We start from the raw sequence: 14671 nt of genomic DNA, 5'->3' as shown, positions 1-14671 counted from the left end.
ATGAAGATCAAAAAATTAGTAACAGCCGGTTTATGCATTACATTTATTGTATTCGTCGGCCATGCATCGGCCCAGGTAAAGAAAAAAGCCATCGTAAAAAAGAAGGCGCCTGTCATAGTAGCTAAAACAACACCTCCGCCACCGTTTGCCACAGCACCGGAAATTGAAGATGGTAAAGCACTTATTGCTAAATCTGACTGCCTTGCATGTCATAAAATAGACACCAAACTGGTGGGACCTGCATATAATGCCGTTGCTGAAAAATATCCGCAGAACCAAAGTACGGTAGATATGCTTTCGCAAAAAGTAATTAGTGGCGGCAGCGGTGTTTGGGGACCCGTTGCAATGGCCCCCCATCCGGCAATTACCCTGGCTGATGCCAATAAAATAGTAAAATATATTCTTACGTTGAACTCAAAGAGTCCCCCGGTCATCTCAAAATAAGCATGAATAGCAATAGAAAATAAAACATCATACAAACGTTCACTAAAACTTAAACAACATGGAAAAAAGAAGATCTGTTTTGAAAACAATGCTGGTCTCGGTGGTCGGGTTATCTGTATTCGGAATAAGCAAAGATGCAATAGCAGCGCCTGCTGATGAAAAGGTAGCAAACAATGTAACAACCTTCCAGGATGTGCCATTATTTTCCGGTTCAACCAAACTGGGTAACATGGTTTTTATTGCCGGCAAAGGGGCGCATGTTGAGCCGTTTGAAATTAAGGCCCACACCGAGATTGTGCTGAAAGAGCTGGAAAAAGAGCTGATAAAAGCTGGGTCTTCAATGGAAAAAGTACTTAAAGTAGGCGTGTTTCTGAATGATATTGCAGACTACCAGGGCATGAATGAGGTTTATAAAGGCCGCTTTGGCAAAAACCCGCCGGTACGTACCACTGTTGCCGTAGCCAAAGGAGGCGTACCGGGCAACTCATTGGTAGAAATGGATTGTATTGCTTACATATAAACAAAATTGAAATGAAACGCAGAGATATATTAAAAGGCCTTACCCTATTGCCATTGGCAAGCGGCCTGGTGAGCAAGGCAGCTTCTATTGGAGAGACCACCTCACGCCCATTAAAAGCACCAGGGCGCGACCTGTTTAAAGAGCTCGGCGTTACACCGGTAATTAATGCATCGGTAACTATGACTTTTTTATCAGGCTCGCTAATGCTCCCTGAAGTATTGGAGGCGATTAATTCAACCGCTCACGATTTCGCCGATATGTACCAGCTCCAGGATAAAGTAGGCGCTAAAATTGCTGAAATGCTGCAGGTGGAATCGGCCATGGTTACCTCGGGTGCAGCATGTGCCATATTACTGAGCACCGCTGCCGCCATAACCGGTACCGATCCTGAAAAGATCAAACTATTGCCAAACCTGCCAGGGCCACGTGCAGAGGTAATAATGCAAAAAACACACAGGTATCTTTTTGACCAGGCTGTAACTACAACCGGAGCTAAAATTATTGAGGTTGAAGGTGCTGAAGAAATGGAAAAAGCCATTAATGAGAGAACAGTAATGGCATTGTTTTTTAATGCGGCAAATAAAAGCAGCATTTCACACAGCGATTTTGTAGCAGTTGCTAAAAAGCATAAGATCCCAACGCTTTTAGATGCAGCAGCGGATGTGCCACCTGTTGAAAACCTGTTCAAATTTCAGAAAATAGGCTTCGATCTGGTGACTTTTTCGGGTGGTAAAATGATCCGCGGCCCTCAAAGCGCAGGTCTGCTTTTTGGGCGTAAAGACCTGATCACCGCTGCCCGCCTTAATCACAGCCCCAACGAAGCGCCTATTGGCAGGCCTATGAAGGTAAATAAGGAAGAAATGTTTGGCATGTATGCCGCCCTGAAAGCTTATATTGAAAGAGACCATAAAAAAGAATGGGAAGACTGGCTTCAGCGTACCAAACATATCGGCGCTCAGCTGGAAAGCTTACCAGGTGTTAAAACCGAAACCGTAGTTGACCCGGGGCCGGCTAATGCCTTTCCGAGCCTTAACGTAACCTGGGATCAAAATAAAATTAAAATTAAACCCAAAGAGGTGGTAAAGGCCCTGAAAGATGGTACGCCAAGTATTGTTGCTAACGGGAGGGAAGATCACCTGACCATTGGCGTAGTGCTTTTGCGGCCTGACCAGGTTGACGTTGTGGCAGGAAGAGTAAAATCTATATTGCAACAGGCTACCTAACAATGTTTTATACTTATTATTGATAAGCCGGAATTATAAACCATAATATTTGATCGTGAATTAACTAGTAAATTCAAAATGCTAAAAACCTATTTCCTATTACTGATCCTTTTGGGCATACTCAGCCAGGTGTCTATGGCGCAATCGTATGATATTGTGATCAAAGGCGGTCGCATCATCGACCCTAAAAATGACATAGATGCTGTTATGGACATTGCTGTTAGCAATGGTAAAATAGCCCTTCTCTCACAAAACATCGACCCAAAACAAGGAATCCAGGTAGTTGATGCAAAGGGGATGTACGTTACGCCCGGGTTAATTGATATTCACACGCATGATTTTTATGGTACGCAGCCGGATCACCAGTATGAAGACGGAAACCTGGGCATATCCCCTGATGGCTTTACTTTCAGAAACGGTGTAACCACGGTTGTAGATGCCGGCAGCTCAGGCTGGCGGACGTTCCCCACTTTTAAATCACAAACCATTGATGTTTCAAAAACGCGGGTATTGGCGCTTTTAAATATTGTTGGCGAGGGGATGCGTGGCGGCTATGAGCAAAACGTTAACGACATGGACCCAAAGATGACCGCCCTGGTTGCCAAAAGATATAGGGACATTGTAGTAGGCATTAAACTGGCCCATTTTGAAGGACACGACTGGACGCCTGCCGACCGTGCGGTGGAAGCAGGTACACTTGCAGGAGGTATCCCGGTTATGATCGACTTTGGCGGGAGTAACCCACCGCTTTCAATTGAAGAGTTGTTTATGAAACACCTGCGCCCGGGCGATATTTTTACCCATTGTTTTGGTCAGCTGGGCAGCCGGGAGTACCTGGTAGACCTGCAAACCAATAAGGTAAAACCTTTTGTTTATGAAGCCAGGAAACGCGGGATAATTTTTGACGTGGGTTATGGAGGTATCAGCTTTGCTTATTCGCAGGCGTTGCCCGCAATGAAAGAAGGTTTCTTTCCTAATTCCATCAGCACCGATATTCACGTTGGCAGCATGAATGATGCCATGAAGGATATGCTTACCTGTATGACTAAATTTTTGGCGATGGGGATGTCGCTGCATGATGTAATACAGGCCAGTACTTCAAATCCGGCAAAAGAAATAAAGCACGAGGAGCTGGGGAACCTGTCTGTAGGGTCTGGTGCAGATGTGGCTATACTAAATATTCGTGATGGTAAATTCGGTTTATACGACTATACCGGTTATAAGATGGAAACCAATAAGAAACTGGAGTGTGAGCTTACCATCAGGGCGGGTAAAATTGTATACGATCTTAACGGGATAGCAACGCCTGTTTATCCGCCCAGGAATGTTGCCAGAAGTAAGCAAGCGGCATTAAAGGGCGAAGATCATTAATTTAAGTATGTTTTGTTTTTAATAAAAACCATGAAATATTATAAACTTTTAACCTTAGCGCTTATTGCAAGTATAGGCGGCTACCGCGAAGCTAAAGCGCAAACCATCTCAAAAGATGAGCTGATCTTTTTTACATCTGAATGGAAAGGCGAGCGTTTCGCTGATGGCCGGCCAAAAATTCCGGACGCCCTGATTGAAAGGGCAAAAAAGATCGGCATAGAGGAAGCCTGGACGGTGTTAAGAAACGAGGGATACAATAACCAGTTTGAAGGCGGCTGGAAATTGGTGAATGACACCATACCGGTTGTTGGCCGCGCTGTTACCGCCATGTTTATGCCAAGCCGCCCCGATGTAGAAAAAAGCATTAAAGAGCGGGGCGCAAAACAAGGGCGAAAGGGAAATACCAATTCGTGGCCGATAGATATTTTGACCAAAGGAGATGTTTATGTAGCTGACGGTTTCGGTAAGATCAGGGGAGGAACTTTGATAGGTGACAACCTTGGAAACTCGATCTTTAGCAAATCGGGCAACGGTGTAATTTTTGACGGCTCCGCACGGGATTTGAGTGGGTTGAAAGAGATCAAGGGGTTTAATGCCTTTGTACGCGATTTTGATCCTTCATACCTTGAAGAAATGGTATTGATGGGGCTGAATACACCTATCAGGATAGGTCGGGCGTTAGTGTTGCCGGGCGATCTTGTTTTATCTGAAAAAGAAGGTGTGCTTTTTATCCCGGCTCATTTAGCCGAAAAAGTAATAGCTATAGCTGAATTTATTGACTTGCGCGACAAATTTAGCCATGCTATGCTTAAAGCAGGCACATTTGCCACCGGCGAAATAGACAGCCAATGGACTAACCAGATCAAAGATGCTTTTATGAAATGGCTTGACCAAAACCCTAATGAAACAAAAATAACGAGGGCGCAATTAGATGCCTTTATGGAAAAACGTACCTGGTAATAAACCCTAACCTAAATTTAAGTTTTGAAAAATATTGGTATTTATAAAATTGTTGCAGGTATTGCAGCACTTTGCCTGCTTGCCGCCATTTGGCGCATTTGCCAGGATGGGATTGCCTTTGCCGGCCCTTTTATCATCGCATTTTTTATTCTGTTATCCATTGCAGCCCGCGGGGCAGAACTGTCAAAAGGATTTTCGTACACGCTTATCATTTTTGCTGCAGTAACAACCGCCTTATATTATCCGCAATATTTTGTTGTAGTAAATGGCTTTAAACTCTCCGGGCTTATTACACCGCTTTTACAACTTATTATGTTTGGAATGGGCACATCAATGGGCCTCGGGGATTTTGCCGGGGTTATCAAAATGCCGAAAGGGGTGTTTATAGGTGTTGGGAGCCATTTTATAATTATGCCGCTGCTTGGTTTTACTTTAGCCAAATTAAGTGGTTTTCCGCCGGAGATCGCTGCCGGAATAATCCTGGTAGGCTGCTCACCCAATGGTATGGCCTCCAATGTAATGTCGTACCTGGCCAAGGCCAACCTGGCATTATCGGTTACAATAACTGCAGTTTCTACTATGCTGGCTCCCATTTTTACGCCATTGCTCATGAAGCTGCTTGGCGGGGAATTTATTAAGATCGATGCCCTTAGCATGATGTGGGATATTGTAAAAATAGTGATCTTACCTATTGGGGCAGGGATTCTTTTTAATAAATATTTACTTAAGCGGGCGTTATGGCTGGAAACACTTATGCCACTGGTATCAATGTTCGGAATAGCGTTTATTATCGTAATTATTACCGCTGCCGGCAGGAATAGCCTGTTAAATATTGGCGGTTTGTTAGTTTTACTGGTGCTGATCCATAATTTAATGGGGTATACATTGGGTTACTGGTCGGGCCGTTTATTTAAAATGTCTGAACGGGATTGCCGCACAATGGCTATAGAAGTAGGGATGCAAAACGCCGGGCTGGCATCAGGACTGGCAAAAGCAATGGGTAAAATTGCTACTGTTGGCTTGGCGCCTGCGGTATTTGGTCCGCTTATGAATACCACCGGATCATTACTGGCTAATTATTGGCATAGAAAGCCGATTAAAGAAGAGCAATAACTGAACTGTTTGCTAAGCAGGAAAAAAACCAAAAATCAGCTTACATTCCCAGAGATATTTTGCCAGCTAAGAACATTATAGTTTGTTCTTAGCTCATTTTCGGACCCACCATAGATCAGCGTCTTATTTACTTTTGCTGGAGCGGCAATTTCTTCAAACCGATCCATTTCTTTAAATAAGGCGGTGGTTATGGTTTGTGTTGCCTTGATCTCAAAAATGGAAAAGCCTTGTCCCTTTTTCATGAGCAGATCAACCTCATGGGCATTACTATCCTGCCAGAAATAATAATCCTGATGCAGATATAAATGATGGTTCTGCTTTTGGTATTCGGCCAGCATCATATTTTCAAAGATGTGGCCTTTCAACCTGTTTTCTTCCAGTTCTTCAGCAGTTCTTATTCCCAACAAATGAGTTAGCAACCCCGTATCGTAAAAATACAACTTAGGGCTTTTAATCAAACGTTTGTTGAAATTTTGATGATAAGGCTGTAAAAGAAATACGATATAACTGCTTTCAAGTATAGACAGCCATGCTTTGGCCGTATTATAAGATATATCACATTCGTTAGCCAGTGCGCTGAAATTCAGTAATTGTCCGGCGCGACCTGCACACAAACTTAAAAAGGTACGGAATACCTTCAGAGCCCTTATATTCAAAAGTTCCGTTACATCCTTTTCTATATACGTCTGAATGTAATTAGCGTAAAAAATAGTCGAATCAATATCTCTGTCAAATATGGCTGGATAAAACCCCTTAGCGGCTGCTTGCGTGTAAGAGTTTGCCAATAAGCCAGGTTGTTTTAACTCGGTAAAATCTAAAGGCAGTAATTTAAATAAGGCGACCCTACCTGCCAAAGTTTGAGTTATACTGTTTAATAAATGGAAATTCTGAGAACCCGATAGTATATATTGCCCCATCATTTTAGATTCGTCAACCCTGCCCTGGATATAGGAAAACAACTCCGGCACTCGCTGCACTTCATCTAAAATAACTTTCTGATCATACAGGTTCAAAAAACCGATAGGATCATCCAGGGCAAATGAACGTGTGTTAGGATTCTCCAGGCTTACATACCGGTAGTCGCTAAAAAGCTCCCTTAGCAAAGTTGTCTTACCTGATTGTCTTGGCCCGGTAAGCGCCAATACTGGAAATTTGCTTTTTTGGGCTTCTATTATAGGTGCAATTTGCCTTTGGATAAACCTGCTCATAACGATAAACTTAAACAAAAGTAATGATTATTTATAATTTACATAGTATTTGTTTATGATTTACATAAATTATACTTATAAAATACATGATGTTTATTTATAATTTACATAAATTAAACAACTTTCAATGGACATAGAGGAGACATGCAAAGCGGAGGCCTTGCATCCGGGATAGCAAATAGCTTAGGTAAAATTGCCACAGTAGACCTGGCCGCTTAAAGCATAATGATAACTAAGCCGTTTGCCAAGCCGGTAGTTGGTAATTACGTTATAGGTTAATTGATGCCAGCCAAAGTAGCAAATCCAATAGGTTAGGTATGATTCTTTAATTTTAGGCATGAAAACCCTGCTTTTTATTGCTTAACAGAATGTTGGAAAAGCAAATTTTTTTCAGGGAATAATCTTATAACGCGCTTTAGATTCAAAGACAAACGTTTGCGTAGATTTTATGCTTCTAAAATTACGAAGCCATGTAAAATGATTATTTAATTAGCATTCGAACAGCTAATTTAAACAGATCAAATAGTTCCACTTACAATATTAAATATTTAAGGATGGCGACTATAAATATGTTGATTGTTTTAAACGGTTGGATCTGTTATCATATTTTATTGATGCGTTTGCTTATCAAACGTTTGCGCATTGTTTTGCTGAAGTATTTAAAAAACAACCACTACATTGTAGATCAGTATTTGGTTTTATTGCGCTGAGTATAAGGTAAATGGTAAATGACCAATTATAGTAAATTAACTGACACAGAATTAGCTGCTCTTCTAAAAGAAGGGGACCATCCGGCTTATACCGAAATTTATAACCGCTATAAATTCATTTTGCATGCACATGCTGTAAATAAACTTCGTGAACGTGAAGAGGCCAGGGATATTATTCAGGAAGTTTTCACCTATTTATGGTCCAAACACGAGGTAATTCAGTTTTCCGGAAGTTTATCTGGGTATCTTTATGGTGCAATCCGTCACGCGATATTAAACAAAGTAACCCGCAAACAAGTCCAGGAAAAATACTTCGATTCCATTAAAGCGTTTGCTATGCAGGGAGATGTGGTAACCGATCACCTGATCAGAGAAAACCAGCTTAAATATTACATAGAAAAGGAGATCTTATTATTGCCGCGTAAAATGAGGGAAGTATTTGAAATGAGCAGAAAGGAATATTTGACTCACAAAGAAATTGCCTGGAAGCTGGAGATATCTGAGCAAACCGTCAGTAAGCAAATCACTAATGCTTTAAAGATTCTTAAAGTAAAACTTGGAATCTTGATCTATTTGTTTTTGATGATGCATCGCTAAGTCAATTATAAAATTAGCTTTTTCATTTTTTTTCTACCTGTTTCATCCTTTGATCTTTCCTTACAATTAATTAAGGCAGAATTAGCCTTTAATTAACATGGAAAATAACGAATTAAAGGCATTATTAGAGCGTTACAGAAATGGCAGCTCTACTCCGGAAGATAAGGCGTTTTTAGAAAGTTGGTATTTAACACATAACCAATCAGCTCCCTATGTAATGCCGGATGACGACCGAAACGAAGACGTGGATAGGATATGGGCTATGATACAGAAGAACCAAAGCTCCAAAAAAAAAAATAACTTAAGCTACAGCCTGGCTATTGCTGCTTCCATATTGATTTTTGTTGCTATTGGAGGTTATTTCTTAGTGCGCTCAAAAAGCAAGGTTCCCACAAATATTATTGTAAAAAACGAGATAGCTCCGGGTAAAAATGATGCTACACTGACCCTTGGAAATGGTAAAAAAATCTCATTGACAAATACCGTTAATGGCGTTATTATGCAACAATCCGGAATAAAGGTCATCAAATCAAAAAATGGCCAGTTGATTTATAAAGTATTGAACGCTGTTGAATTTACAGCTGATAATAAAAAGAATATAAACTGGAATACCATTACAACACCCATGGGAGGACAATGGCAGATTATATTGCCTGACAATTCAAAGGTATGGTTAAACTCCGCTTCCTCTTTAAAATATCCTGAGCACTTTGAAGGTAACACACGAAATGTGGAGCTTAAAGGTGAGGCCTATTTCGAAGTGTTTCATAATGAAAAAATGCCTTTTCATGTGAAGTGCGACAGACAGGATGTAGAAGTGCTGGGAACCCATTTTAATATCAGCGCCTACTCAGATGATGCAAATATAAAGACCACTTTACTGGAAGGCTCTGTTAAAGTATCACAGCCTGATAAAAATATTACTAAACTGCTAAAGCCCGGTCAGGAAGCTGTGCTGTCGGATATTGGAATTAATGTAACCAATGTAGACGCAGATGACGCGATTGCCTGGAAAGATGGAATTTTCCTGTTTAATGATGATCATTTAGATGAAATAATGAAAAAAATCAGCAGATGGTATAATGTGGATGTGGAATTTAAAGATGAGGTGCTGAAAAAGGAAATGTTTAGCGGCACAGTTTCCCGTTTTGCCCAGGTTTCTCAGGTGTTGAGAAAACTGGAAGCTCTGGGAGGTGTATCGTTTCGTATGGAACCTCATAAAATCATCGTAATGAGAAAATAAATACAGATATAAAACGGAATCTTCTTTTTTAAACTATTAAAAATATACAGGGGCACAATGAGAAGCTGCCTGGATTTACAAACCTAACAAACAAAAAAAAATGAAAAATCATCAGCAATCGGGACCATAATTTATAACGATCGTAGCTGAATAAGAAATACCGGAAGTGCTGTGAACACTACCGGTAGTATTGTTCAGGTATCTGTAAAAATGTCGTAAAACAAATTAAGTATAGTCTTAACCCAAACAACCAAATGTATAAAAATTCTACAAATTTTATATGCAGTAATTCTTCCTGCATGAAGAAAATCCTGAATGTAATGAAGCTGACAATAATATTAATCATTGCTTCCATGCTTCAGCTAAGTGCCGAAACTCTTGCACAGAATATTACCATGAACAAAAAGAATGTACAGCTTAACATGGTATTTAAGACAATTCGCAAGCAGACCGGTTACAATGTATTATGGAGGCCAGACAATCTGGACGCGTCAGTCCGGATTGACGCCAATTTTAACGATACACCCCTGGATGAGGTAATGAAAGTTTGTCTCCAGGATAAATTTACCTATGCAATTGATGAAAAAACAATCCTGATTACCAGGAGAGTACAGCAGAATATTTTAGTTGCTGTTGATGTGCAGGGAATTGTACTGGATGAAAATGGGAAGGCTATTCCCGGGGCAACCATTAAGGTAAAGGGAACCGGATCAACAGCGGCGAGCGATATAAATGGCCGGTTTGCTTTTAAGGGGCTCAACGAAAACGCAATTTTAGTTGTCTCATTTGTAGGTTATACAACCCAGGAAATTAAAATTTCTTCAAACATGACTATTAGATTAGTCCCTAAACTGAGTAGCCTGAACGATGTTGTGGTAGTTGGCTATCATGACGTTAAACAAAGATTAACTACAGCTGCCATAACTGTAATATCCGGGAAAGATATTGAAAATTTACCGGCGCCGAGTTTTGCAACTGCTTTACAGGGAAAGGTAACTGGGGTAAACATTCAAAACTTTAGCGGACAGCCGGGAGTACGAAACACTTTTACCGTACGGGGTAATTCGGCACTGTCAACAAATCTTTCAGAAGCAAATGCTTTGAGCACCCCTTTATTTATAATTGATGGTGTGCCAACAAGTATTACAGACCTGGGCAATTATGATAATACACAAACAGATGTGCTTGCAGGTATTAATATTAATGATATTGAAAGCATACAAATAGCTAAAGATGCAGCTGCTACAGCTATATGGGGATCAAGAGGGGCGAATGGTGTAGTAACAATTTTAACCAAAAAGGCTAAAAAAGGAAAGCCCCAGGTTACTTTAAATGTTTATGGTGGGTTTTCTGCACAACCTAAGCTGCAGGAAACAGCTACCGGCTCATTTGAAAGAGATCAAAAATTGGATTTTTTAACTACTCAAGCAGGGCTTCATCCTATTTCTACCCTGCCTCAAATGCTAACTGATAGTTTAAACCCTGCTTTCAATAATGCTACAAACTGGCAGGGGATGCTTTATCGTAAGGCGTATTTACATAATGTTGATTTATCCGTAGCCGGAGCTACTGATGCTTTAAATTATCGTTTTAGCTTAAATAATTACAATGAAGATGGGGTGTTACAGGCAACTGGTTTTAAAAGGTATTCATTTAGGTCAAACATCCAATACCAGATCAGCCCAAAACTTAGTACTGAGGTGAATATCAGTATTTCACGGATAGACAGGCAACCCGGTTTAGGAAATAACCCTCACACTATTAACCCTTTATCCGGTTTTAATCAGCCAAGTTCATTTTATTATGTCAACGATACAGATATTTCCAGGTTAAAAGGGCAGTATAGTCAATTAAGAAATCTGGACAGGAATGACCAGCTAACCGGATTTATTGGCTTGCATTATCAAATTCTACCCGGGTTACTTTATAAAATAGAAGGTTCTGCCAACACCAATATGAGTGATAACCAGTTCAGTTCCCCGTCCAATTTATCAGCCCAGGGCATTGCAACGTCTTATGATTATAGCAGCAATTTTGTTTCGGCCAACATCAATAACGTTTTATCATACACCAAGAAAATTGGCACTAACAATAACATTAATGTTTTGGTACTGCAAAACTTTCAAAGGGATGTAGTGAACAGTACTAATATATATGGCGATAATGTTCCAAATGATAATATTAAGGTAGTTCAGGGTGTGCCGCAATCCAGTTTGAGCGCTTCAACTGATTATCAGGCCTCATCCCTGCTATCTTATGCTACGCAGGTACATTATGATTATAAAGAAAAATACTTATTTGATGCCACTATGCGTGCTGATGCATCTTCCAGGTTTGGTGCAAATCATAAATGGGGATATTTCCCTTCGGTTAGCGTAGGATATATTCTTTCGGACGAAAAATATTTGAAATCAATAAACTGGATCTCATTATTAAAACTAAGAGCAAGTTATGGAGTAAACGGCGACCAGCCATCCAGTTTTTATGCCCCGTATAATGGGTATAATCTAACACAGGGTTATTATAATGGTACTGCCATGGGTACTCCAAACTTTAATACAGGAAATGGGGTAACCGATAAAAATCTTACGTGGGAGCCAACCAAACAGCTCGACATTGGCTTTGACGGGGCTTTTTTGAATAATCGCATTTACTTCACTTTTGATTACTACAATAAAATTCAAAGTAATAAATACTATACTTTCCCGCTGGCTTTTTACACAGGTTATACACAACAAACCTCTAATTCAGGACTATCAGTTGGTAATTCAGGTATTGAGGTTAATATAGATACACATAATCTTTCGCCAACAAGTAAACTTCAATGGAATACCAATTTCAATTTTTCTTATAACAGAAATAAGATACTCAGCCTTCCAAATGGCAACCGTACCATCTATGCAAGTTATAATGATTATAATAGTGGGTTAAGTGTGAATTACATTTTCCAGGTTGGAAAACCCCTGTATATCTTAAACCAGATGATTTACCAGGGAGTTTATAACTCACAGTCGCAAGTGCCGGTAAATCCATATACAGGCCAGTTACTAACCTATTTTAAGGGTAACTATGTGGTTAAACCAGGCTATCCGATATGGAAAGACGTAAATGGTGATTATGATGTTTGGTCTGATGAAGATAAAGGGAATGCGCAGGGAGATCTGTTACCAACCGCAAATCCGAATCCTGCAATAACAGGTGGATTCAATAATAATTTCAGCTATAAAAACTTCTCATTAGGTATTGGTACAACCTTTACCCTGAAAAGAGATATAATTAATAGTTTGCAGGCAAACCAATTTACTAATTGGACAAACGGCCAATATAGTTTTACCAATTCAGGAATCCCCGATTTATCAAAAATAGGATTTTGGAACCCAGCCCAGGCTGCTCAAAACCCTGGTGGTTACAATGCTAAATTTCCGGCTTTGAACCCAAATGGCGCAAACTTCTACCAGTTTTTCCCTTTTTCAACCATGTTTAATGAGAATGGGGCTTATTTCAGAATAACCAATGTTTCTGTAGGATATAAACTTCCTAAAAAATACCTGGATGCTTTGAAAATTACCAGCTGCCGTTTTTACGCGGTTTTAGATAATGTGTACATTTTCCAGAAAGCTAAAGTTCCTGATGCAGAACAGGTAAACCCTTTTGGTATATATGATGGAGCCACCTACCCAATTCCGAAAAAATTAACCGTAGGCGTAAATGTTCAGTTTTAATTAATTCAATGAAATTACAAATGAAAAATTCTATAAGTAAATACTTTGCAATAATATTTCTTTGCAGTGTTGGATTACTGACTTCGTGCAAAAAATATATTAATGAGGGGCCAATTGATACTCCAACAGATGCTAATTTCTGGACTACAGAAAGAGCCGCACAAAGTGGCTTAGCCGGAGCTTATGGTTTATTGCGTACCTCTTTAACAAGCGATAAGGCATACTTTATTTTCGGTGATGCTACAGCCAATGAATTTAGCAGCTACAGCAGTGATTGGACACTTGGAAGCATAAGTTCATCCGGCAGATGGAACTTTAATTACGTGCCATACAATGAGGGGGTACTCCACAACTGGACGAGCTTTTACCAGGTTATAAGTCAATGTAATTTGATATTAAATAAAGTGCCGGCTATCCCGGCGGCCAATTTCACAGATGACCCGGTAGCAACCAGGAATCAAATTTTAGGCGAAGCCTATTTTATAAGGGCTTATTGCTATTATTATATAACAGAGGTTTGGGGGCAGCCTGTTATAGTTACCCAGGCTTATACTGACCCGATCAATGCCAAACCTATTGCCCGCAGCAGTGATGCAGATGGCTTTAACCAGGCTGTAAGCGATCTCAAAAAGAGTATCAGCCTGCTAAAGTATGGCTATTCTGATGCCTCTAAAATTGCTGTTCAGGCAAATAGAGGTTCTGCTTTTGCGCTTTTATCAAAAGTGTACATGTGGCAAAAACAGTACAGCCAGGCATCGGCAGCTGCTGATAGCGTAATCCAGAATGGCCAATACACACTTGAATCAGGGTCAAGCCTGGCAAATATTTATAAGGGGCATGACCAGGAAAGTATTTTTGAAATGAATATGCTTTATTCACCCAACCAGAATGAAGCTCAGAACGGAAAGCCTGATCAATATGGAAACGTTGGGGTATTCTCGGTTTTTTTATCAACTCCATTTGTAAATGGTAAGTCGGGCGACAACTGGGTAGTGAATTTAGACCTGGTAAACAGCCTGTTTGACACAACCTCAACACAGGATGCCCGTCTTAAATCAACATTCTATGGTTTGCAAACTATTAACCCCTTAATGGTTAAATACGCCAATGTAATATATCAGAACCCATCGCAAAAAACACTGCCTTTTGTGAGTAATAATATGGTATTGTTACGTTTGGCCGATATACTTTTAATAAAAGCAGAAGCAGCGATAGATTTAGGCGACCAGGGTACTGCACTAACTTACCTTAACAGGGTACGGCAGCGGGCGGGTACTGGCCCATACATTCCGAGCAGCCCCAGCGACCTGCTTTATACTATTATGGACGAACGGGGAAGGGAACTATATGGCGAAGGCCAATGGTACTTTGACCTGGTGCGCTCAGGCCTTATTGATGATCCTAATTATTACAATGTTATAGATGGCTATTTGCCAACCAGGATTGCTAACAAAGGTTATCAATGGCCGCTGGATTTAAGAACGCTTTTGCCACAGGATCCCTTATTAACACAAAACCCATGGTGGGCACAAGCTGGTCAATAATTAACTTAAACAAAGA

The 14671-nt window shown here is 40.3% G+C and carries 12 protein-coding genes; 10 read left to right on the top strand and 2 right to left on the bottom strand.

Going from position 1 to position 14671, the window contains the following annotated elements; all coding sequences use genetic code 11:
* The 6 genes from BUE31_RS12305 (at position 1) to BUE31_RS12280 (ending at position 5631) form a co-directional block, all read left to right on the top strand.
* Positions 1–444: a c-type cytochrome gene (locus tag BUE31_RS12305; protein WP_073403802.1), complete on the top strand. Its 444-nt coding sequence runs from the start codon at positions 1–3 to the stop codon at positions 442–444.
* A 58-nt stretch (positions 445–502) separates the two neighbouring features.
* Positions 503–964, top strand: coding sequence for a RidA family protein (locus BUE31_RS12300; protein WP_073403800.1), 462 nt, complete (start codon positions 503–505; stop codon positions 962–964).
* Between the two features lie 11 nt (positions 965–975).
* Positions 976–2187, top strand: a complete 1212-nt coding sequence (locus BUE31_RS12295; RefSeq protein ID WP_073403798.1) for an aminotransferase class V-fold PLP-dependent enzyme — start codon at positions 976–978, stop codon at positions 2185–2187.
* A 78-nt stretch (positions 2188–2265) separates the two neighbouring features.
* Positions 2266–3558 (top strand): amidohydrolase/deacetylase family metallohydrolase, encoded by a 1293-nt coding sequence (locus tag BUE31_RS12290; RefSeq protein WP_073403796.1) that lies wholly within the window; start codon positions 2266–2268, stop codon positions 3556–3558.
* A 30-nt stretch (positions 3559–3588) separates the two neighbouring features.
* Positions 3589–4518, top strand: coding sequence for an RraA family protein (locus BUE31_RS12285; RefSeq protein ID WP_073403794.1), 930 nt, complete (start codon positions 3589–3591; stop codon positions 4516–4518).
* Positions 4519–4542: 24 nt separating this feature from the next.
* Positions 4543–5631 carry a bile acid:sodium symporter family protein gene (locus BUE31_RS12280; RefSeq protein ID WP_200801914.1) on the top strand — a complete coding sequence of 363 codons (1089 nt, stop codon included), beginning with the start codon at positions 4543–4545 and terminating at the stop codon, positions 5629–5631.
* A 35-nt stretch (positions 5632–5666) separates the two neighbouring features.
* On the opposite strand, the gene BUE31_RS12275 is transcribed toward BUE31_RS12280, so the two are convergent.
* Both BUE31_RS12275 and BUE31_RS31035 read right to left on the bottom strand, forming a co-directional pair.
* On the bottom strand, positions 5667–6839 hold the full coding sequence (locus BUE31_RS12275; RefSeq protein ID WP_073403792.1) for an ATP-binding protein: 1173 nt from the start codon (positions 6837–6839) through the stop codon (positions 5667–5669).
* Positions 6840–7022: 183 nt separating this feature from the next.
* Entirely contained in the window at positions 7023–7178 is a 156-nt protein-coding gene (locus BUE31_RS31035) for a hypothetical protein (protein ID WP_159440672.1), read from the bottom strand.
* A 389-nt stretch (positions 7179–7567) separates the two neighbouring features.
* On the opposite strand from BUE31_RS31035, the gene BUE31_RS12270 reads away from it, so the two are divergent.
* From BUE31_RS12270 to BUE31_RS12255, 4 genes are all read left to right on the top strand, one after another.
* Positions 7568–8146, top strand: coding sequence for an RNA polymerase sigma factor (locus BUE31_RS12270; protein WP_073403790.1), 579 nt, complete (start codon positions 7568–7570; stop codon positions 8144–8146).
* A 97-nt stretch (positions 8147–8243) separates the two neighbouring features.
* Entirely contained in the window at positions 8244–9389 is a 1146-nt protein-coding gene (locus BUE31_RS12265) for a FecR family protein (RefSeq protein WP_073403788.1), read from the top strand.
* Between the two features lie 299 nt (positions 9390–9688).
* Complete coding sequence (locus BUE31_RS12260) at positions 9689–13111, top strand: SusC/RagA family TonB-linked outer membrane protein (RefSeq protein ID WP_073403786.1); 3423 nt, start codon at positions 9689–9691, stop codon at positions 13109–13111.
* A 20-nt stretch (positions 13112–13131) separates the two neighbouring features.
* Complete coding sequence (locus tag BUE31_RS12255) at positions 13132–14655, top strand: RagB/SusD family nutrient uptake outer membrane protein (protein WP_073403784.1); 1524 nt, start codon at positions 13132–13134, stop codon at positions 14653–14655.
* The last annotated feature ends 16 nt before the right edge of the window (positions 14656–14671 follow it).

Origin of the sequence: Mucilaginibacter sp. OK098 (assembly GCF_900142915.1) — a bacterium.
Classification (GTDB): Bacteria; Bacteroidota; Bacteroidia; order Sphingobacteriales; family Sphingobacteriaceae; genus Mucilaginibacter.
The sequence above is the reverse complement of the archived record's forward strand: the minus strand, read 5'-3'. Positions and strand labels throughout refer to the sequence as shown.